Origin of the sequence: Dactylosporangium sp. CA-139114 (genome assembly GCF_050955725.1) — a bacterium.
Classification (GTDB): Bacteria; Actinomycetota; Actinomycetes; order Mycobacteriales; family Micromonosporaceae; genus Dactylosporangium.
On record NZ_CP192080.1, the window covers coordinates 10,073,540 to 10,094,055 of the forward strand.

A 20,516-nucleotide genomic window follows, 5' to 3' on the forward strand; every position below is an offset into this window, starting at 1 on the left:
GTCAGACCTTCTGCGGGGCGGCCGGGCGGGCCGGGGCCGGGGTTGCGGCGGGCGGGCCGATCCAGCGCAGGGCATACATGTAGAGGATCACCATGCAGATCAGCCCCGCGGTCGAGCCGGTCAGCAGCCCCCACGCGGCGCCGTGCAGCCCGCCGTAGTCCGCGCCGAGCGTCAGGCCGCTCAGGGAGACGACGGCGAAGACGACGTACTGCAGGAACAGCATCCGCGCCCGGTGCATCCCGCGCATGGCCGCGGTGAACGGCACCTGCAGCAGGTAGACCGCGCCCTGCAGCGCGATGGGCAGGGCCAGCGGAGCGGCCTCGGAGAACTTGTGCGTGTGCACGAGGACGAAGGACACGATCGGCCAGATGATCAGCACCATGAGCACGCCCAGCACCGCGAACGCGGTCGCGAGCGTGCGGGTCTGGCGGCGCAGGGCGGCCGCGGCCTCGACCCCTTCCGGTCCGGGCTTGGCCGCGTCGGCGGCGTTGCGCGAGGCCCTCGGCACCAGCAGGCTCTGGATGGCCGTGATCAGGTTTTGTACCGGCTGCAGCTGCACCGTCTGCACGAAGCGCAGGTTGCCCAGGTCGATCTTGGACAGGCGCCCGGCGACCACGAAGCTGATCGCCAGCACCTGCACCTGGGCGACGATCGCGGTGATCGTGAACCAGCTCGAGAGGTGGCGGGTCTCGGCCAGCCAGGCGAGCGGGTTGCCCTGCCACGGCAGTCGCTTCTCGCGCAGCAGGTAGACCGTGATGCCCGCGGTCGCGCCGAGGCCCCAGACCGCGAGCAGGCCGCCGGCGCTGGAGCTGTGCGTGACGATCATGGTCACGACCATGACCGCCTGGGTGCCCGCCCACACGAGGTCGATGCCGAGCGCCTTGTCGGGCCGCCGGTCGGCCAGGTAGTCGCAGCGGGCGGTGTCGTGCAGCATGATCGGGATCATGAACGGGGCGAGCCAGATGAGGTCGTGCAGGTCGATCTCGCCGCGGTTCGGCCACGCCGCCCACAGCCCCACGAAGACGACGGTGGTGACGAGGCCGGAGCACAGCGCGGTGGCCAGGCCGTTGCGGGCCAGCCGGATGCGCGGATCCCCGTCGTAGCGCGACGCGAGCGCGAGCAGGACGTCGCCGACGACGGCTCGGTTGAGGTACATCGCGAAGTATCCGACCGCGAGCGCCAGCGCCAGGGCGCCGAACTGCTCCTTCGGCAGCAGGATGCCGCCCAGGAGCGTGTTCGCCGAGTTGGCCGCGGCGATGACGACCTGGTCGAGCAGTCCCGCCCCGACGAAGCGTGACGCGCCGCGAAGACCCTGCAGGCGGCGCAGCAACGGCCGTGGCGTCACAAGCCGAGGGGGTCGCGAGCGAGGTTCACGACGTGCACCTTACGTGACCTACGGGACACCGGACCATCCGGTCTTTGAGGTAATTTTGCGGCTCTACCAGCTAACATCGAGGGGTTTACCCTCGGCGTAGCCGGCCGCGCTCTGCACACCCACCGTGGCGCGCGCGGCGAACTCGGCCAGGTCCGCGGCGCCCGCATAGGTGCACGCGCTGCGCACGCCGGCCACGATCTCGTCGAGGATGTCCTCCACGCCCGGGCGGCGCGGGTCGAGGTACATCCGCGAGGACGAGATCCCCTCCTCGAACAGCGCCTTGCGGGCCCGCTCGTAGAGGCTGTCGTCGGCGGTGCGGCGGCTCACGGCCCGGGCCGAGGCCATGCCGAAGTTCTCCTTGTAGAGCCGGCCGTCGGGGTCGCGCCGCGGGTCGCCCGGCGACTCGTGGGTGCCGGCCAGCCACGACCCGATCATCACGTTGGACGCGCCCGCGGCGAGGGCCAGGGCCACGTCCCGCGGGTGGCGCACGCCGCCGTCGGCCCACACGTGCCCGCCGTGGCGCCGCGCCTCCTGCGAGCACTCGAGCACCGCGGAGAACTGGGGCCGGCCGACGCCGGTCATCATCCGGGTGGTGCACATGGCGCCGGGGCCGACGCCGACCTTGACGATGTCGGCGCCGGCGGCGATCAGGTCGGCGGTGCCCTCGCGGGTGACCACGTTGCCGGCGACGATCGGCACCGACGGGTCGAGCGCCCGCACCGCGCGCAGGGTGCTGATCATCCGCTCCTGGTGGCCGTGGGCGGTGTCCACCACGAGCACGTCGACCCCGGCGGCGAGCAGCTTGTCCGCGCGGCCGGGGGCGTCGCCGGTGATGCCGATGGCGGCGCCGATGCGCAGCCGGCCCTCGGCGTCGACGGCGGGGGAGTAGAGCGTGGCGCGCAGGGCGGCGTTGCGGGTGAGGATGCCGACCAGCCGACCGGCCGCGTCGATGACCGGGGCGAGGCGGTGGTGCCCGGCCGCCAGGCGGTTGAACGCCTCCTCGGGGGTCACGTCGTCGGGCAGGGTGAGCAGGTTGCGCGACATGACGCCGCCCAGCTGGCTGAAGCGGTCCACATCGACGCAGTCGGCCTCGGTGACCACGCCGACCGGGCGGCCGTCCTCGACGACGATCACCGCGCCGTGGGCCCGCTTCGGCAGCAGGTCGAGGGCGAGCGAGACGGTCTCGGTCGGGCCGAGGGTGATCGGGGTGTCGTGCACGAGGTGGCGCTGCTTGACCCACGACACCGCCTCGCCCACGACGTCGATCGGGATGTCCTGCGGGATGATCGCGAGGCCGCCGCGGCGGGCCACGGTCTCGGCCATGCGGCGCCCGGCGACGGCGGTCATGTTCGACACGATGATCGGGATGGTGGTGCCGCTGCCGTCACCCGTGGTGAGATCCACCTGCATCCGCGACTCCACGGCCGAGCGACTCGGCACCATGAAGACGTCGTCGTAGGTCAGCTCGTGCCCGGGCATCTTGTCGTTGAGAAACCGCACGTTGCGCAACTGTATCTCCCCGCACCGGCGAGTGAGCGGGTCTTGAGACTTCGCGCCCGGCACGGGACCATTTGGCGTAACCGTGCCGTTGCGAGGAGTGATCACCATGCAGGTACACGAAGCGATGTCCACGGCCGTCGTGCAGCTCGGCCCGGACCACACCCTGCGGCAGGCCGCGGCGCTCATGGCGCGGCGGAAGGTCGGCTCGGCGATCGTCGCCGACCCCGACGGCGCCGGCATCGGCATCATCACCGAGCGGGACATCCTCAACGCGATCGGCACGGACCTCGATCCCGACGTCGAACGCGCGGCCGACCACATCACCTGGGAGGTCGTCTACGCCAGCCCGTCGTGGACGCTCGAGGAGGCCGCGGCCGCGATGGTCCGCGGCGGCTTCCGTCACCTGGTCGTGCTCGACGACGACGATGTGTTGGGAGTCATCTCCGTGCGCGACATCATGCGAGTCTGGGTCCAGACGACGATCCCGGCGTGAATCTTGGCGCGCCGGGCCTCTCCGGCCGCAAGAACCTCGGAAACGGCCGGTCACACCCCAGGTGGAGGGCGGGAACTCGGCTGAACGGCCAGCGACGGCGTGCGTAGGCTGCCAGGCATGCAGCTGATTTCTTTCGCCCGTGGCGCGCCCAGTCTTGACATCATCAACGTCGACGGGCTCAAGGCCGCCGCGGTCCGCGCGTTCGAGACCGACCCGGCCGGCATCACGGCCTACGGCACGTCCGTGGGCTACCTTCCGCTGCGCACGTGGATCGCCGAGCAGCACGGCGTGGAGGCTGACCAGGTCATCGTCACCAACGGCTCGATGCAGGCCGACGCCCTGCTCTTCGAGCACCTGGTGAAGCCGGGCGACGCCGTGATCGTGGAGAAGCCGACGTATGACCGCACCCTGCTGAACCTGCGCAACCTGGGGGCCGAGGTCCACCCGGTGACGCTGGAGGCGGACGGCATCGACGTCGCGGAGCTGCGTGCGCTGCTGGAGAGCGGGGTCCGCCCGGTCCTGGCGCACATCATCCCCAACTTCCAGAACCCGGCGGGTGTCACCCTGTCGGCGCAGAAGCGCGCGGCGCTGCTGGCGCTCGCCCAGGAGTACGGCTTCACGATCTTCGAGGACGACCCGTACGCGGAGATCCGCTGGCGGGGCGAGAAGCTGCCGTCGATGCTCTCGCAGGACACCGCGGGCGTCGTGGTGCACGCGAGCTCGTTCACCAAGACCATCGCGCCGGGCCTGCGGGTCGGCTACCTGGTCGGGCCGAAGGCGACGATCGCCGGCATCGCGAAGCGGGCCACGACGATCTACATCTCGCCGAGCATGGTGGCCGAGGCCATCGTGCACCAGTTCTGTGTCAGCGGCGACGTCACGCGCTCGATCGAGAAGGTCAGCGCGACGCTGGGCGAGCGGGCCCGCCTGCTGGGCGAGAGCCTGCGCAAGCACATCCCGGACGCCACCTTCGTGGAGCCGGACGGCGGCTACTTCCTCTGGGTGGAGCTGCCCGACGACATCGACACGACCGAGCTCGAGAAGGTGGCGGCCAAGGACTTCGGCGTGGCCGTGGTCAAGGGCTCCGACTTCCTGCTCGACGGCGGTCGGCACTCGGTGCGGCTGGCCTTCTCGGCGGTGCTCAACGACGAGGTCGACGAGGGTGTCCAGCGCCTGGCGGCGGCGATCGAAGCCGTCCGCAAGCCGGCCTGAGGCCGCACAATTACGCAGCAATACCCGTTCCAAGGAACCTGACACCAAACCGTGATGGTGGGGGTGGTTCCGCCGGCGGTATCGGATGGATCAAAATCCAGCCCGGCGCGCTTTCCAAAGCGAGCGCGCGCCACAGGCATCACCCCCCGCCCCCCAACGGCACCGGGTGGGCCGACCGCGCCCCCACCCCCCACCTGCGGTCGGTCCGCCCGGTGCCAACATCGCGCGGGCCGGCCCCTCGTCCCACCCGGGAGGTCGAGATGGCCGACGAACAGCACCCCAACTCCGGTCCGCTGCAGCGCGCGCTGTCCCGGCCGGTGCGGGCGATGTCACGGATGCTCACCAACTCCGCCCCGCCCGTCGTCCAACCCGCGACCACGCCCGGGCACAGCGCGATCGTGGACTGCGCCCTCTACGTCGACGGGGTCCGGCAGCCCGGCGAGCGCACCTACGCCGAGGCCCTCTACGCCGCCCGCCGCCACCGGGGCTTCGTGTGGATCGGGCTCAAGGAGCCGCAGGCCGCGGAGATGGCGGCGATCGCGGAGACGTTCCAGCTGCACGAGCTCGCGGTCGAGGACGCCGTGCAGTCGCGGCAGCGGCCGAAGGTCGAGCGGTACGGCGAAATGACCTTCCTGACCATGCGCACGGCCCGATACGTCGAGCACGACGAGCTGACCGACACCAGCGAGGTGGTCGAGACCGGCGACGTGCTGATGTTCATCGGCGAGCACTTCGTCATCACCGTGCGCCACGGCGACGCCAGCCGCCTCGCGCCGGTCCGCTCGGGGCTGGAGCGGCGCCAGGAGGTGCTGGCCCGCGGCCCGTGGGCGGTCGCGTACGCGATCGCCGACAGCGTGGTCGACACGCTCGTCGACGTCGCGCAGAACATCGAGGAGGACGTCGCCGCGGTCGAGGACCAGGTCTTCAGCCCCCAGGGCAACCGGGGTCGCCGCAGCGCCGACCGCATCCAGCGCATCTACCAGCTCAAGCGCGAGCTGATGGAGTTCAAGCGGGCCGTGCTGCCGCTCCAGCGCCCGATGAACAGCCTGGTCGCGAGCCAGGTGGCCGAGGTGCCGGACGAGATCCGCCGCTACTTCCGCGACGTGGCCGACAATCTGGCGCGGGCGGTCGAGCAGGTGCTGTACCTCGACGACGTCATCAACTCGGTGCTGGCGGCCCGCCTGGCCCAGGTGAGCGTCGACCAGAACAACGACATGCGCAAGATCGCGGCGTGGGCCGCCATCGCCGCGGTGATCACGTCGATCGCCGGCATCTACGGCATGAACTTCGACTTCATGCCCGAGACGCACTGGGTCTTCGGCTACCCGGGCGTGATGGCCCTGATGGTGGGCAGCAGCGGCGCCCTGTTCTGGGGCTTCCGCCGAAGCGGCTGGCTCTGAGGCCTGTCCTGGGCATACACAGGTGGCCCGTCCCCCGTGGCCGGGGACGGGCCAGTCCATGTGCGATCAGGCCGTGCTAGGAGCGGCTGTTCTTCGAGGCGGCGTACTCTCCGCCGCTCGTCGGCCCATCATTGGGGCTCTTGTGGCCGATCAGGTCGGAGGCGCGATCCTTCGCCTGCTCGCCCATCGTCTTGGCCTTGTCGATGCCGGCGTCCATCGTGGACTTGGCGGCACCGAGCATCGACCCCGTGTCGCTGGTCGTGCGGGTCGAGCCGTACTCGTCCCAGGTCCGCTCGTTGCTCCGACGGCGCAGGAACGCGGCCGCGGCACCCACTGCCGCCCCGGCCACCACCAGGCCGCCGATCGTCATCGGCATCCGCCGCGGCGACTTGCGCTCGTTGCGCGCGATCTTCTTGCGGGTCTTGCGGCTCATCTTCTCGGCCTTGCGCCCGGCCTTCTTCCCGCGCTCCCGCGCGATCTCCATGACCGACTCCATGCCGCCCATGGCGCGGTTGACACCGCTGTCCAGTCGCGGCTTCACCGCCTTGCGGGCGGCGTCGACGCGTGGCGCCAAGGCGCCCGAAGCGCCATCGGCGGCATGCGCCGCGGCCATCCGCAGGTGATCCAGGCTCTCCCCGAGCTCGTCCCGCATGAGCCGGGTGTGCGACTGCACCTGACGACGTCGAAACACTTGCTCCACCTCCCGAGGCGCGAAATCCCGTCTTTCCCCGGTTACCCCGATCCGACCAGGGGGAACCTCACGACCAGGACCGCTCGTGTTGATCCTGCATCGAACCGGGGCCCCGTACACCCCGAACCGGCAGAATCCGCGTCGGATACCGTGATGACGGAATGTCACCAAGGAAAGGGAGAACTGGTGGCCGAGCAACTGTTCGCGACGCTGCACACGAATGTCGGCGATATCCGGCTTGAGCTGTTCCCCACCCGCGCCCCGAAGACCGTGCGCAACTTCGTGGAGCTCGCCGAGGGCACCAAGGACTACACGGACCCCCGCACGGGCGAGGCCGGCAAGGGTCCGTACTACGACGGCGTCATCTTCCACCGCGTGATCAGCGGCTTCATGATCCAGGGTGGCGACCCGACGGGCACCGGCACCGGCGGCCCGGGCTACAACTTCAACGACGAGATTCACCCCGAGCTGCAGTTCAACCGGCCCTACCTGCTGGCCATGGCCAACGCCGGCGTGCGCTTCGGCCAGGGCACCAACGGCTCGCAGTTCTTCATCACGGTCGGCCCGACCCCGCACCTCAACGGCAAGCACACCATCTTCGGCGAGGTCGCGGACGAGGCCTCCCGCAAGGTCGTCGACCAGATCGCGACCACCCAGACCGGTCGCATGGACCGCCCGGTGAACGACATCGTGATCAACAACGTCACGGTCGAGCGCACCAGCTGAACGACGCGCCGACGGACGGGACCGCGCGCCGCCGGGCACCGGGTGAGTGCTGGCTAACCTTGTCAGCATGACTCAGCCGCCGGCGAACGTGGTCCCCGTCTGCTACCGGCACACCGATCGCGAGACGTACGTCCGGTGCACCCGGTGCGACCGGCCGATCTGCCCCGACTGCATGAACGAGGCCTCGGTCGGCTTCCAGTGCCCGGACTGCGTCCGCGAGGGCGGCCGGACGCAGCGGCAGGCCCGCACGGCGTTCGGCGGCACCCAGGCCGGCGCGGCCGGCACGGTGACCATCACGCTCATCGTGATCAACGTGCTGGTCTTCATCCTCGGGATCATCAGCGCCGGCCGCAACGCCACCGAGGGTCTCGGCGGCGGCGGGCTGGGCGGCCTGCTCAGCAGCTCGACCCCGCTGCACGACTGGGGCGCCGAGGTGCCCTACTTCGCCGTTCCCGGATCGGGCATCCGGCTGGCCGGCCGCAGCATCGCCGACGGCGATTTCTACCAGCTCTTCACCTCGATGTTCCTGCACTTCGGGCTGCTGCACCTGGCGATGAACATGTGGGCGCTGTGGGTGCTGGGCCGGCCCCTGGAGGCGGCGCTCGGCCGGGTTCGCTTCCTGGCGCTGTACCTGCTGAGCGGCCTGGGCGGCGGCGTGCTCGTGTTCCTCCTCGCCGCGCCGAACTCACAGAGTGCCGGTGCCTCAGGCGCGGTCTTCGGCATGTTCTCGGCGCTCATCGTGATCCTGCGCAAGCTCAAGCTCAGCATCGCCAGCGTGGTGCCCGTGCTGATCTTCAACCTCGTGGTGACGTTCGGCTTCAGCCACTTCATCTCCTGGCAGGCGCACGTCGGCGGGCTGATCGTGGGGGCGGTGGTGGCGGCCGGGTTCGCCTACGCCCCACCCAAACAGCGCACGGCCATGCAGGTCGCGACGGTGGTGGGCACCCTGCTGCTGCTCGGCGCGCTTGTCGGCATCGGCCTGACCCAGGTGCCGGCGGTGGGCACGGCTTAGGCCCGCCAAACCCGGCCCTGCAGCAGGGCGTCGGCGCCGACCCAGACGAAGTTCATCATGCGGGTCGCGGTGTGCTCCGGGTCCTCCTCGGCGTGGTCGGCGAGCCAGTCCGCGAGCGACTCGGCGGCTCCCACGTAGGCGAAGGCCATCGCGAGGAAGTCGTCGGCCACCGCCGTGCGGCCCGCCTCGGCCTGGGCCCAGGCGCCCTCGAGCAGCCCGGCGACGACCTCGACGATCCGGGTGCGCATCGCCGAGAGCTCGGCGGCGAAGGGCGGCTCGCTGCGGGCCTGGCGGTAGAGCACCTGCCAGCCGTCGCGGTGCGCGCCGACGAAGGCGAAGAACGCCCGCAGCCCGTTCCACAGCTGCTCGTCGGGGCGGGCGGTGGGCACGACCCCGGCCGCGACCGCCTCCATCAGCCGGGTCGCCTCGCGCTGCAGGCAGGCCAGGAACAGCTCGTCCTTGGTGCCGAGATACGCATACACCATCGGCTTGGAGATGCCGGCCACCTCCGCGATCTCGTCCATCGACGCGGCGTGGAACCCGCGCCGGGAGAAGACCTTGACCGCCGCGTCGAGCATCTGCTGCTCGCGGACGACGCGGGGGAGCCGTTTCAGCATCTTGCCTCCTTACCTACTCGTGCGTAAGGTTACGCACGAGTAGCTTATTCCGACGGAGGGACATCCATGTCCGACCTCGCCGCCCTGGGCGACTTCAACAACGTCGACCCGAAGCAGTTCGCCGCCCTGGTCAAGGGCGCGCCGGACGCACAGCTGGCCGACATCATGAACAGCCCGCAGCGCAAGACGATCCTGGACACGATCTTCTCCCGGTTCCCCGAGCTGTTCCGGGCCGACCGCGCGGGCTCGACCAACGCGATCATTCACTGGAACATCACCGGCGCGCCCGACGGCGGCACCGACTCCTACGAGCTGGTCATCGCGGACGGCGCCTGCCGGCTCTCGCCGAGCCCCGACCAGGAGCCGAAGCTCTCGATCACCGTCGGCCCGGTCGACTTCCTCAAGGTCGTCTCCGGCGTCGGCAACCCCATGATGATGTTCATGACCGGCAAGCTCAAGGCCAAGGGCGACCTCGGCCTCGCCGCCAACATCGCGAACCTGTTCGACATCCCCAAGGCCTGATGGTCATGCCCGAGTTCTCGCTCGATCTGAACGAGGAGCAGCGGGACCTTCGCGACTGGGTGCACGGCTTCGCCGCGGAGGTCGTGCGCCCGGCCGCCGCGGAGTGGGACGCCCGCGAGGAGACCCCCTGGCCGGTGATCCAGGAGGCGGCGAAGATCGGCCTCTACGGCTTCGAGTTCCTCGCCAACGCCTGGTCGGACCCGTCCGGCCTCTCGCTGTGCCTCGCCAACGAGGAGCTGTTCTGGGGCGACGCCGGCATCGGCATGGCCATCTTCGGCACCAGCCTGGCGGTGGCCGCCATCTACGGCAGCGGCACGCCGGACCAGATGGTGGAGTGGGTGCCGCAGTGCTTCGGCGACGCCGACGACCCGAAGGTCGCCGCGTTCTGCACGACCGAGCCCGAGGCCGGCTCCGACGTCGGCTCGATGCGCACCCGCGCCCGCTACGACGAGGCCGCGGACGAGTGGGTGATCAGCGGCCAGAAGGCCTACGCGACCAACGGCGGGATCGCCAACGTGCACGTGGTGACCGCCAGCGTCGAGCCCGAGCTGGGCTCGCGCGGCCAGGCCGCGTTCATCGTGCCGCCGGGCACGCCCGGGCTCGACGGCGCCAAGAAGCTCAAGAAGCTCGGCCTGCGCGCCTCGCACACCGCCGACGTCTTCCTCGACGACGTGCGGGTCCCCGGCGAGCTGGTGCTCGGCGGCCGGGAGGCGCTCACCGAGCGGCTCGCCCGGGCGCGCGAGGGCCGCAAGGCGCAGGGCCAGGCGGCGATGCGCACGTTCGAGCTGTCCCGGCCGGCCGTCGGCGCGCAGGCGCTCGGGGTGGCGCGGGCGGCGTACGAGTACGCGCTGGAGTACGCCAAGGGCCGCGTCCAGTTCGGCCGGCCGATCATCGAGAACCAGGCCATCGCGTTCGCCCTGGCGGACATGCGCATGGAGATCGACGCCGCCCGGCTGCTGGTGTGGCGGGCCGCGTGGATGGGGCGCAACAACCGCGTCTTCGAGGCCGGCGAGGGCTCGATGAGCAAGCTCAAGGCGGGCGAGGTGGCCGTGGCGGTCACCGAGAAGGCGGTGCAGATCCTCGGCGGGGCCGGGTTCCTGCGCGAGCACCCCGTCGAGCGCTGGTTCCGCGACGCCAAGATCTACACCATCTTCGAGGGCACCAGCGAGATCCAACGCCTGGTGATCTCCCGCGCGATCTCGGGCACGTACATTCGCTGACCTCGCGCTACTTCGGTCAGAGGGGTAGGTTTCGGACTTACCCCTCAAAGCCGAGCAACCATGAACGAGGAGTTCACCGCCGATGGACGCCGGATTCGTACTGCGCACCCTCGCCAAGCGCAAAGTGCTCAACCCGGCCGGCCCGGGCCGCGTCATCCGCCAGCTCAACGCGCTGCGTCGATGGGGCTTCGGCCTCTACGGCGAGATGCGTTCCGCCGCGGCCCGTGACCCGGGCCGCGCCGCGGTGATCGACGAGCGCCGCCAGGTCACCTACGGCGAGCTCGACCTGCGGGTCCGGCGGCTCGCCAACGGGCTGCGGGTCGAGCTCGGCGTGCGCCCGGGCGACCGCGTCGGGCTGCTCTGCGAGAACTCCGCCACGATGGTCGAGGCGATGATGGCCGTCGTGGCCCTCGGCGCGCAGGCGGTGCTCGTCAACACCGGCCTGGGCAACGCGCAGGTCGAGTCCGTCGCCCACGACCAGGGCCTGCAGCTGCTGCTGCACGACGAGGTGTTCCTCGGCATGCTGGCCGCGATCCCGCCGAACCTGCCCCGGCAGTCGACCGAGCGGCTCGAGGAGCTGATCCAGCGCGCACCGGCCGAGGAGCTCGCCCCGCCGGCCGAGCCGGGCTCGATCGTCGTGCTCACCAGCGGCACGACCGGCACGCCCAAGGGGGCCCGGCGCCGCAACCCGGCCGGGCTCGGCCCGCTGGCCACGGTCGTGTCGCGCATCCCGCTCAACGCCGGCGAGCGGATGTTCGTGGCCGCCCCGCTCTTCCACACCTGGGGGCTGGCCGCGCTGCAGCTGTGCCTGGCGCTGCGCGGCACCATCGTGCTGAACCGCCGCTTCACGCCCGCGGGCGCCCTGGGCTCGGTGAACGCTCACGGCTGCACCTCGCTGTTCGCCGTACCGGTGATGCTCCAGCGCATCCTGGAGGCGCCCGCGACCCGGACCCCGACGCTGAAGGTGGTCGCGGTCTCCGGCTCGGCCCTGACCGGCCCGCTGGCGACCCGGTTCATGGACGTACACGGCGACGTGCTCTACAACCTTTACGGCTCGACCGAGGCGTCCTGGGCGTCGATCGCGGTGCCGGAGGAGCTGCGCGCCGCGCCGGGCACCGCCGGGCGGCCGCCGCACGGCACGCGCGTGGCCATCCTGTCCGCCGCGGGCGAGCCGCAGCCGACCGGCGCCGTGGGGCGGATCTTCGTCGGCAACGACATGCTCTTCGAGGGCTACACCAACGGCACCGGCCGCGAGCACTACGGCGACCTCATCGCCACCGGCGACCTCGGCCACCTCGACAAGAACGGGCTGCTCTTCGTCGACGGCCGCGAGGACGACATGGTCATCTCCGGCGGCGAGAACGTCTACCCGGCCGCGGTCGAGGACGTGATCGCCGACCTGCCGCAGGTGCGCGAGGTGGCCGTGGCCGGCGTGCCCGACCCGGAGTTCGGCCAGCGCCTGGCCGCGTGGATCGCGCTGCACCCCGGCGAGCAGCTCGACGCCGACGCCGTGCGCGAATACGTGCGGCACCGGCTGGCCCGCTTCTCGGTGCCGCGGGACGTCTTCTTCGTGCCCGCCCTCCCGCGCAACGCCACCGGCAAGATCGTTCGTCGTCAGCTTTTTCCCAGCTAGGGGCGTTATCGTCGGTCGTCCAATGGACACCGTCTGGTTCGAGCTGGCCCTGGTCCTCCTCCTGACTCTGCTCAACGCCGCGTTCGCCGGCAGCGAGATGGCACTCATCTCACTGCGCGAGGGGCAGCTGCGCCGCCTCGAGCGCCGCGACGGCGCCGGCCGTGCGCTCGCCCGCCTCGCCCGCGACCCGAACCGCTTTCTGTCCACCATCCAGATCGGCATCACGCTCGCCGGATTCCTGGCCTCGGCCACGGCCGCGGTCTCCCTCGCCGAGCCGGTCGAGCCGCTGCTGGGCTTCCTCGGCGGGGCGTCCGGCCCGATCGCGATCGTGCTGGTCACCCTGGCGCTCACCTTCGTCACCCTGGTCATCGGCGAGCTCGCCCCGAAACGGATCGCCATGCAGCGCGCCGAGGGCTGGGCGCTGGCCGTGGCCCGGCCGCTGCGGGTGCTCTCCATGCTGCTGCGCCCGGCCATCTGGGTGCTCGCGTCGGCCAGCGACCTCGTGGTCCGCGCGGCCGGGGCCGATCCGCACCGCCGGCAGGACGAGATCGGCCCGGAGGAGCTGCGCGACCTGGTCGCCAGCCAGCCCGCCTTCACGCGCCAGCAGCGCGAGATCATCTCCGGCGCGGTCGAGATCGCGGCGCGCAGTCTGCGGGCGGTGCTGGTACCGAGGCCGCTGGTCTTCGCTCTGCAGACCGCCACGCCCGCCGCGCGGGCGGCCACCGAGCTGGCCGCGTCCGGCCACGCCCGCGCCCCGGTGATCGAGAACGGCGACCTCGACAGCGCGGCCGGGGTCGTGCACTGGGCCGACCTCGTGCGAGCCGCCCCCGGCGCGACGGTCCGCGACGTCATGCGCCCGGCCCTGCTGCTGCCCGAGACGCTGCCGGTCGCCGACGCGCTGCAGCGGTTCAAGGCCGAGCGGCAGGAGATCGCGCTGGTCGTGGACGAGCGCGGGGCGATCGACGGCATCGTGACCCTCACCGACGCCGTCGCCGAGGTGGTCGGCGCGCTGCCCGGGCCCGACGCCGGCTCGCCGGTGCGCCGCAACGCCGACGGCAGCGTGCTGCTGCCGGGCACCTTCCCCATCCACGACCTGGACGACGTGCGCATCCCGCTCGAGCTCGGGCCGGACGCGCCGTTCACCACGGTGGCCGGGCTGGTGCTGGCGCGCCTGGGCAAGCTGCCGACCGCCCCCGGCGAGACGGTGACCGTCCAGGACTGGCGGTTCACCGTCTCGCAGGTGCGGGGCCGGGCCATCACCGCGGTGACGGCCGAGCGGGTCGCTCAGGGCACGGTCGGGTAGAGCGTCATCTCCGGGGCGGTGGCCAGCCTGATCGCCTGCTCCTCGCTGATGAACGGCACGTTCGCGCTGCTGCCGGCCGCCGAGGGCTCCACGGCGAGGAGGATCTCCGTGCCGTCGGGCCGGGAGACCAGGACCCGGGGGCCGGAGGCGATCATCACGGGCAGGCCGTGCACCGTTTCGTGGCGGCAATCGCTGCCACACGGCACGTCCAGCCACTCGGCCTTGTCCTTCGGGTTGGCGTAGAGCCACACGCTGAGATGGAAGGCGTGGCCGTCCCGGTTGTAGTCCCACGACGCGAGGTAGGACACGGACGCGGCGGCGGTGCGCACGAATCGCGGAGTGGGCCAGTCGTTGCCCAGCTCGTCCTGGAGGTTCCCGCCGAAGGTGGCGGAGAGCCGGGAGGTGGCCTGCTCGCAGGTCTCGGTCACCGGGTGCAGCGGCGGGTCGCCGTCGCCCTGCTCGACGTCGCACGGCGGCTGGGTCGTCATCGACCGCGAGCCGGACGGCACGGTCGAGTGGGCCGGCAGGGCGCCCACCGGCGGGGCCAGGCTCTCGCCGAAGTAGCGCGGCAGCATGGTCGCGCCGAAGGCGAGCACGGTCACGACGGCGGCGAGGCCGGCCACCCGCAGGCCGCGGGCGCGCCGGCGTTCGCCGGTGACGATCCGGTCGACGTCGATCGCGGTGGGCGGCGGGGCGTCGGTCGCCTCCCACATGGCCTCTCTCAGGTCCACAACGCTTCTCCCTCGCTGAGGTGGGCCCGCAGCGACTCCAGTGCCCGGGCCGTCTGGCTCTTCACGGTCCCCTCGGTGCACCCGAGCGCCTCGGCCGTCTCCTCGACGGAGAGGTCGCAGAAGTACCGCAGGACCAGCACGGCCCGGCGGCGCGGGGGCAGCGAGCCCAGCAGGGAGAGCACGGCCAGCCGGCGATCGGCGTCGGGGCCGGGGACGGACGCGTCGGGCAGCACCTCGGTCGCCGTCTCCCGGCGCCAGGGCCGGCGGCGCTCGTCGAGCCACGCTCGCAGGAGCATGCGGCGGACGTACGCGTCCCGGTGCTCGAAGCGCGCGGCCCGCTTCCAGTGCCGGTACAGCTTCACCAGCACCGTCGAGACGAGGTCGTCGGCGGTGTGCCAGTCGCCGCACAACAGAAACGCGGTGCGGCGCAGGCGCTCGAGGTTGCCGGCGACGTACTCGCGATAGGACTGCTCCGGCGTCATCCGTTTCCTCCCGTGTGGGTACACGAGGGAAACGGCGCCCGCGACGGCCCGGGTTGCCTACGGCAGGGCGATTCTTCCCTCCGCCGCGGCGAGGGCGATGTCGGTGCGGAACTGCGCGCCGTCGAAGGAGATCCCGCGCACGATCGCGTAGGCGGCCTCGCGCGCGTCGGCCAGCGTCTCGCCCAGCGCCGTGCAGGCCAGCACGCGGCCGCCGGCGGTGACGAGCGCGCCGTCCGCACGCCGGGCGGTGCCGGAGTGCAGCACCCCGGGCACGCCGTCGGCGCCGGTGATCACGTCGCCCTTGCGGGCCGACTCGGGGTAGCCCGCGCTCGCCATGACCACGCACACGGCCGCGCCCGGGCGCCAGGCCAGCGGCGGGTCCTCGGCGAGGCGGCCGACCGCGGCGGCGTGCAGCACCCCGGCGAGCGGGGTCTCCAGCCGGGCCAGCACGGCCTGGGTCTCGGGGTCGCCGAAGCGGCAGTTGAACTCGATGACCTTCGGGCCGTCGGCGGTGAGGGCGAGCCCGACGTACAGCGTGCCGCTGAACGGCGCGTCCCGCCTGCGCATCTCGGCGAGGGTCGGCTGGACCACGCTCGCCATGACCTGCTCGACGAGGTCCGGCGGGGCCCACGGCAGCGGCGTGTAGGCGCCCATGCCGCCGGTGTTGGGGCCCTCGTCGCCGTCGAAGATGCGCTTGAAGTCCTGGGCGGGCTGCAGCGGTACGGCCGCCACCCCGTCGGTCACCACGAACAGCGACACCTCGGGCCCCGCGAGGTACTCCTCGACGACCACCCGCTCGCAGGCCGCCCCGTGCGCGAGCGCCACGGCGACGTCCTCGGTGACGACGACGCCCTTGCCCGCGGCGAGCCCGTCGTCCTTGACCACGTAGGGCGGGCCGAACTCCTCCAGCGCCGCGGCGAGCTCGTCCGGCGTGGTGCAGACGAACGAGCGCGCGGTGGGCACGCCCGCGGCGCGCATGACGTCCTTGGCGAACGCCTTCGACCCCTCCAGCTGGGCCGCCGCCTGCGACGGGCCGAAGCAGGCGATGCCCTTGGCCCGCACCGCGTCGGCGACCCCGGCCACCAGCGGCGCCTCCGGCCCGACGACGACGAGATCCGCGCCCGACTCGACGGCGAGCGCGGCCACGGCGCCGGGGTCCAGCGGGTCGACCGCGGCCAGTTCCCCCAGCGCGGCCATGCCCGGGCTGCCGGGGGCGCAGATGAGGGCGGTCACGGCCGGGTCGGCGGCCAGGGCGGCGGCGAGCGCGTGCTCGCGGCCGCCCGTTCCGATGAGGAGTACGCGCACCCGGACAGACTAGATCAGGGGGTGCCGCACCACGTTTTCGTCCCGGCCCGGACCCACCCCGACGATGGACACCCGCGTGCCGGCGAGCTCCTCGATGCGCTCGATGTAGGCGCGGGCGTTGGCCGGGAGGTCCTCGAACGAGCGGGCCTCGGAGATGTCCTCCCACCAGCCCGGCAGCTCCTCGTAGACCGGGGTGGCGTGGTGGAACTCCGTCTGCGTCATCGGCATGTCGTCGGTGCGCTTGCCGTCGACCTCGTACGCCACGCAGATCGGGACCTTCTCGAGGCCCGAGAGCACGTCGAGCTTGGTCACGACCAGGTCGGTGATGCCGTTGAGCCGGGTGGAGTACTTCGCGACGACCGCGTCATACCAGCCGGTGCGCCGTTCGCGACCGGTCGTCGTGCCGTACTCCCGGCCGATCTTGCGCAGGTGCACGCCGTTCTCGTCGAACAGCTCGGTCGGGAACGGCCCGGATCCCACCCGCGTGGTGTAGGCCTTCGTCACCCCGATGACCTGGGTGATGGCGGTCGGCGGGATGCCCGCGCCCACGCACGCCCCGCCCGCGGTCGGGTTGGACGACGTCACGAACGGGTAGGTGCCGTGGTCCATGTCGAGCATGGTGGCCTGGGCGCCCTCGAGCAGCACCGTGCGGCCCTGCTCCAGGCCCTTCCAGAGCACCTGCCGGGTGTCGGTGATGTAGGGCCGCATGCGCTCGGCGTAGGTGAGGTACTCCTCCACCACCGCGTCGACGTCGATCTCTTTGCGGTTGTAGACCTTGAACAGCACCTGGTTGCGCTCGCGCAGCACGATCTCGAGCTTCTTGCGCAGGATGCCGGGGTCGAGCAGGTCCTGCACGCGGATGCCCATGCGCGCGACCTTGTCGCCGTAGGCCGGGCCGATGCCGCGGCCGGTGGTGCCGATCCGGGACGAGCCCAGGTAGCGCTCCACCACCCGGTCCAGGGCCCGGTGGTGCGGCATGATGAGGTGTGCGTCACCCGAGATCATCAGGCGGGACACGTCGACCCCGCGCTCGGCCAGGCCGTCGATCTCGGTGAGCAGCACCTTGGGGTCGACCACGACCCCGTTGCCGATCACGATGGCCGCGTTGGGCCACAGCGCGCCGGACGGCATGAGATGCAGGGCGAACTTCTGCCCGTCCGGCGTCACGACCGTGTGACCCGCGTTATTGCCGCCGGAGTAGCGCACGACGTAGTCGACGCCGCCGCCAATCATGTCGGTAACCTTGCCCTTGCCCTCGTCGCCCCACTGTGCGCCGATGAGCACGATCGCTGGCATGTCTGCTCGCCCTCCAAGGTCGGGCGACCCGCGTTCGCCCGGGGTGCCAGGCTAACAACCTTCGGAAAGGCAGGCTGACAACGGTGGTCGACATCGTGCTGCTAGCGCTCGGCGAAGACTCGCAGTGCGGCTGCGAAGGCGGCGCGTGCGGCACCCGTACTCCCATTCTTGCCTGCCGCGACGCGCTGCGCACGGCAAGCGCCGAGGTCCGGACGGTCGTGGCCCACGACGACAAGGAAATCGACGCGGCGCTCGCGGCCCTGCCCGAGGCGCGCGTGATCGTCGCCACGGCCGCCGACGGCCAGCTGCGGGCCGTCGTGCGCCGGCTGGTGCGGATGTACGCCCCGGCGCCCAGCAAGCGCCCCGACGACCTGCCGAGTGACCGGACCCTCCCCGACCTGCCGCCGATCGGCGTGCTGCCCCTCGGCCCGGACGCGACCGACCTGGCCACGCGGCTGGGCCTGCCCCGCTCGCCGGCCGACGTGGCCGCCGCGGTGCTGGGCGGCAACGTGCGCCGGCTCGACCTGCTGCGCAACGACGGCGGCTCGGTCACCCTCGACGGCGCCCTGCTCGGCGGGGTCACCGCGAGCGGGACGGCGGGCACCTACCTGGCCCGCGTCGAGGTCGACGACGCCGTCCTCGCCGACGGGACCGAGCCCGTGCTCGTGTCGGTGGTCGCGAACGCGGCGCGGTACGCCACCGTCGACGGCCTGCCGCTGGTCACCGCGCCCGCCATGGACGACGGCGTGCTCGACGTGGCCGTCGCGGTCCCGGTGGCCTCGCGCCGGCTGTTCCGCCGGGCCCGCATGGAGATCCAGGTCCGTCGCGCCCACGGCCGCGCGGTGGCCATCCACCCCCGCGCGGACCTGCCGTTCGTCGACGACGGCGTGGAGGGCACCCTCACCCGGAAGCGATCGTGGTGGATGGAGCGCGGCGCCTGGGCGGTATACGTCCCATAAGGCCATCTCGGCCCGCTCGATCTCTCACATGTGTCGCAGTTCGACCTCGTCGCATACGGTGGTAGTGCACTGCGGGGAGGGATTCGAGCGTGAACGACATGGTCTGGCCGCCGGACGAGAACATCGACGGACGGCGGGGTGAACGCCCGGCCTCGGGCGGGGGCACCGCCGGGTCCGACCACGGCGGTTCGCCCTGGTCGCAGCCGCCCGGCGCGGTGGACCCGCTGGCGTGGCCGCCGCCACCGCCGAGTGGTCCGAAGCCGGCGGACGAGGACGAGGGCGGGCTGCGGCACGGCCACCCGGTGACCCACACCCCCGCGAGCGGCGAGCCCGTGTCCACGCCGGGCGGGGGCGGCATCCCGCTCCCGGGCGGCGGCGGCATTCCGGTGAGTGGCGGCAACGGCATCCCGGTGTCGGGCGGCATTGCGGTGGGCGGCCCCTTCCAGGCCCCGCGCCCGCCCGTCTCGGGCCCTCCGTCGCACATCGCGGGCGCCCCGGGCCCGGTCTCGGCTCCTCCGGCCCCGCCGGTCTCGGCTCCTCCGGCCCCGCCGGTCTCGGCTCCTCCGGCTCCGCCCGCACCTTCCGCGCCTCCGGCTCCTCCGGCTCCTTCCGCGCCTCCGGCTCCGCCCGCGCCTTCCACGCCTCCGGCTCCTTCCACGCCTCCGGCTCCCCCGGCGCCTCCGGCTCCCCCCGTTGCGGACGTTCCGCCGCCGCCTGCTCCTGCGGCGCCCGGCCCCTTCACGGCTCCTCCCGGCCCGCCTCCGGGGCCGCCGCCCAACATCTACGGCGCCCCGCCGATGCCCGGGCCGCCCCCCGGACCCCCCGGACCGCCCGGACCTCCGCCGCCACCTCCGGGGCCCTGGCCGATGCATGGCCCGCCGCCGGCCGCACCCCCCATGCCTCCGCCGCCGTACCAGGGCCCGCCGCCGGCCATGCCGCCGGGCCAGATGCCACCTGGGCAGATGCCGCCGGGCCCGATGCCGCCTGGGCAGATGCCGCCGCCTCCTTACGGGGCGCCGATCGGTCACGCCCCGAACCCGCACGTGCCCCCGCTCCCGCCCCTGCCCCAGGAGAACTGGCACGACGGCAAGACCCCGACCGCCGAGGAGTTCGCCCGCCGCCGCCAGGCCAAGCCCGCCGACCCGGTGGCGTCCCGCGGCGTGCGCGGCGTGCTCGCCAAGGGCACCATGGGCCTCGTCTCCGTGGCCCCCGGCCGGCGCGAGCTCGAGTACCGCCAGGAAGTCGAGATGGTCCGCCGCAACTTCGGCGGCCTGCGCCAGGTGACCGTCGTCAACCCCAAGGGCGGCGCCGGCAAGACCGTGGCCGTGCTGCTGCTCGCGATGACGTTCGGGCAGAAGCGCGGCGGCTACGTGCTGGCCTGGGACAACAACGAGACCCAGGGCACCCTGGGCATGCGTGCCCAGCAGGACTTCCACCACCGCACGGTCCGCGACCTCATGCATGACCTGAAGAACTTCCACGGGTCGCAGGGCCGCGTCGGGGACCTGTCGCAATACGTGCGGGCCCAGGGCGAGGGCATGTTCGACGTGCTCGCGTCCGACGAGTCGGCGACGGCGGGCGAGATGCTCACCGCCACCGCGTTCGGGGAGATCCGCGACGTCGTCAGCCGGTTCTACAAGCTGATCGTCGTGGACACCGGCAACAACGTGCGCGCCGAGAACTGGCAGGCCGCGATCGACGCGACCGACCAGCTCGTCGTCACGATGTCGGCCCGCAACGACTCGGCCGAGACCGCCTCGCGCATGCTCGACCACCTCGAGCAGCACGGGCGGCAGCGGCTCGTGCGCCAGGCGGTGACGGTCGTGTCGATGCCGCCGAGCCGCCGGCACGTCCACGTGCCCGCGATCACGCAGCACTTCGCGGCCCGCACGCGCACCGTGCTGATCGTGCCCTACGAGAAGTTCATCGACTCGGGCGAGCCGATCCGCTACCCGGGCCTGTCGACCGCGAGCCGCGACGCCTGGCTCAAGGTCGCCGCGGCCGTGTCCGAAGGGCTCTGACCAGCTGAAGGTGGCCGC

19 protein-coding genes are annotated in these 20,516 nt (G+C 72.3%); 11 read left to right on the forward strand and 8 right to left on the reverse strand.

Annotation, left to right across the window (positions count from 1 at the left end; translation table 11 throughout):
• Window position 1: 1 nt before the first annotated feature.
• Both ACQP2P_RS45430 and ACQP2P_RS45435 read right to left on the reverse strand, forming a co-directional pair.
• On the reverse strand, window positions 2-1,345 hold the full coding sequence (locus ACQP2P_RS45430; RefSeq protein WP_433611822.1) for a hypothetical protein: 1,344 nt from the start codon (window positions 1,343-1,345) through the stop codon (window positions 2-4).
• A 93-nt stretch (window positions 1,346-1,438) separates the two neighbouring features.
• On the reverse strand, window positions 1,439-2,854 hold the full coding sequence (locus tag ACQP2P_RS45435; protein WP_433619554.1) for a GuaB1 family IMP dehydrogenase-related protein: 1,416 nt from the start codon (window positions 2,852-2,854) through the stop codon (window positions 1,439-1,441).
• Window positions 2,855-2,981: 127 nt separating this feature from the next.
• On the opposite strand from ACQP2P_RS45435, the gene ACQP2P_RS45440 reads away from it, so the two are divergent.
• From ACQP2P_RS45440 to ACQP2P_RS45450, 3 genes are all read left to right on the forward strand, one after another.
• Complete coding sequence (locus ACQP2P_RS45440) at window positions 2,982-3,368, forward strand: CBS domain-containing protein (RefSeq protein ID WP_433611824.1); 387 nt, start codon at window positions 2,982-2,984, stop codon at window positions 3,366-3,368.
• Window positions 3,369-3,485: 117 nt separating this feature from the next.
• On the forward strand, window positions 3,486-4,580 hold the full coding sequence (locus ACQP2P_RS45445) for a PLP-dependent aminotransferase family protein (RefSeq protein ID WP_433611826.1): 1,095 nt from the start codon (window positions 3,486-3,488) through the stop codon (window positions 4,578-4,580).
• 260 nt (window positions 4,581-4,840) lie between these two features.
• On the forward strand, window positions 4,841-5,980 hold the full coding sequence (locus tag ACQP2P_RS45450) for a magnesium and cobalt transport protein CorA (protein WP_433611828.1): 1,140 nt from the start codon (window positions 4,841-4,843) through the stop codon (window positions 5,978-5,980).
• Window positions 5,981-6,056: 76 nt separating this feature from the next.
• Here the strand turns inward: ACQP2P_RS45450 and ACQP2P_RS45455 are convergent, their stop codons facing one another.
• On the reverse strand, window positions 6,057-6,632 hold the full coding sequence (locus ACQP2P_RS45455) for a hypothetical protein (RefSeq protein ID WP_433611830.1): 576 nt from the start codon (window positions 6,630-6,632) through the stop codon (window positions 6,057-6,059).
• 225 nt (window positions 6,633-6,857) lie between these two features.
• Here ACQP2P_RS45455 and ACQP2P_RS45460 point away from each other — a divergent pair, with 225 nt between their 5' ends.
• Together ACQP2P_RS45460 and ACQP2P_RS45465 are read left to right on the forward strand one after the other, a co-directional pair.
• Window positions 6,858-7,397 carry a peptidylprolyl isomerase gene (locus tag ACQP2P_RS45460; protein WP_433611832.1) on the forward strand — a complete coding sequence of 180 codons (540 nt, stop codon included), beginning with the start codon at window positions 6,858-6,860 and terminating at the stop codon, window positions 7,395-7,397.
• Between the two features lie 67 nt (window positions 7,398-7,464).
• Window positions 7,465-8,409, forward strand: a complete 945-nt coding sequence (locus ACQP2P_RS45465; RefSeq protein ID WP_433611834.1) for a rhomboid family intramembrane serine protease — start codon at window positions 7,465-7,467, stop codon at window positions 8,407-8,409.
• On the opposite strand, the gene ACQP2P_RS45470 is transcribed toward ACQP2P_RS45465, so the two are convergent.
• Complete coding sequence (locus ACQP2P_RS45470; protein WP_433611836.1) at window positions 8,406-9,026, reverse strand: TetR/AcrR family transcriptional regulator; 621 nt, start codon at window positions 9,024-9,026, stop codon at window positions 8,406-8,408. The genes ACQP2P_RS45465 and ACQP2P_RS45470 overlap by 4 nt on opposite strands.
• Window positions 9,027-9,092: 66 nt before the next feature.
• Here ACQP2P_RS45470 and ACQP2P_RS45475 point away from each other — a divergent pair, with 66 nt between their 5' ends.
• The 4 genes from ACQP2P_RS45475 to ACQP2P_RS45490 all read left to right on the forward strand — a co-directional run bounded on the left by ACQP2P_RS45475 (window position 9,093) and on the right by ACQP2P_RS45490 (window position 13,704).
• A complete protein-coding gene (locus ACQP2P_RS45475) occupies window positions 9,093-9,548 on the forward strand; it encodes an SCP2 sterol-binding domain-containing protein (protein ID WP_433611838.1) in 456 nt (151 codons plus the stop codon).
• Between the two features lie 5 nt (window positions 9,549-9,553).
• On the forward strand, window positions 9,554-10,768 hold the full coding sequence (locus ACQP2P_RS45480; RefSeq protein WP_433611840.1) for an acyl-CoA dehydrogenase family protein: 1,215 nt from the start codon (window positions 9,554-9,556) through the stop codon (window positions 10,766-10,768).
• 82 nt (window positions 10,769-10,850) lie between these two features.
• Window positions 10,851-12,401 (forward strand): AMP-binding protein, encoded by a 1,551-nt coding sequence (locus ACQP2P_RS45485; RefSeq protein ID WP_433611843.1) that lies wholly within the window; start codon window positions 10,851-10,853, stop codon window positions 12,399-12,401.
• A 22-nt stretch (window positions 12,402-12,423) separates the two neighbouring features.
• Window positions 12,424-13,704: a hemolysin family protein gene (locus tag ACQP2P_RS45490; RefSeq protein ID WP_433611845.1), complete on the forward strand. Its 1,281-nt coding sequence runs from the start codon at window positions 12,424-12,426 to the stop codon at window positions 13,702-13,704.
• Here the strand turns inward: ACQP2P_RS45490 and ACQP2P_RS45495 are convergent.
• From ACQP2P_RS45495 to ACQP2P_RS45510, 4 genes are read right to left on the reverse strand one after another with little or no spacing between them, the layout of a single operon-like run.
• Entirely contained in the window at window positions 13,686-14,435 is a 750-nt protein-coding gene (locus tag ACQP2P_RS45495; RefSeq protein ID WP_433611847.1) for a hypothetical protein, read from the reverse strand. The two genes, ACQP2P_RS45490 and ACQP2P_RS45495, sit on opposite strands and share 19 nt — an antisense overlap.
• Window positions 14,426-14,917: a SigE family RNA polymerase sigma factor gene (locus ACQP2P_RS45500; RefSeq protein WP_433611849.1), complete on the reverse strand. Its 492-nt coding sequence runs from the start codon at window positions 14,915-14,917 to the stop codon at window positions 14,426-14,428. Before ACQP2P_RS45500 ends, ACQP2P_RS45495 begins: the two co-directional genes overlap by 10 nt.
• Window positions 14,918-14,974: 57 nt before the next feature.
• Window positions 14,975-16,222 (reverse strand): phosphoribosylamine--glycine ligase, encoded by a 1,248-nt coding sequence (purD, locus tag ACQP2P_RS45505; protein WP_433611851.1) that lies wholly within the window; start codon window positions 16,220-16,222, stop codon window positions 14,975-14,977.
• Window positions 16,223-16,231: 9 nt separating this feature from the next.
• Complete coding sequence (locus ACQP2P_RS45510) at window positions 16,232-17,518, reverse strand: adenylosuccinate synthase (protein WP_433611853.1); 1,287 nt, start codon at window positions 17,516-17,518, stop codon at window positions 16,232-16,234.
• Window positions 17,519-17,601: 83 nt separating this feature from the next.
• On the opposite strand from ACQP2P_RS45510, the gene ACQP2P_RS45515 reads away from it, so the two are divergent.
• Window positions 17,602-18,477 carry a diacylglycerol/lipid kinase family protein gene (locus ACQP2P_RS45515; RefSeq protein WP_433611855.1) on the forward strand — a complete coding sequence of 292 codons (876 nt, stop codon included), beginning with the start codon at window positions 17,602-17,604 and terminating at the stop codon, window positions 18,475-18,477.
• A 410-nt stretch (window positions 18,478-18,887) separates the two neighbouring features.
• Window positions 18,888-20,498 carry a MinD/ParA family ATP-binding protein gene (locus ACQP2P_RS45520; protein WP_433619556.1) on the forward strand — a complete coding sequence of 537 codons (1,611 nt, stop codon included), beginning with the start codon at window positions 18,888-18,890 and terminating at the stop codon, window positions 20,496-20,498.
• Window positions 20,499-20,516 lie beyond the last annotated feature (18 nt).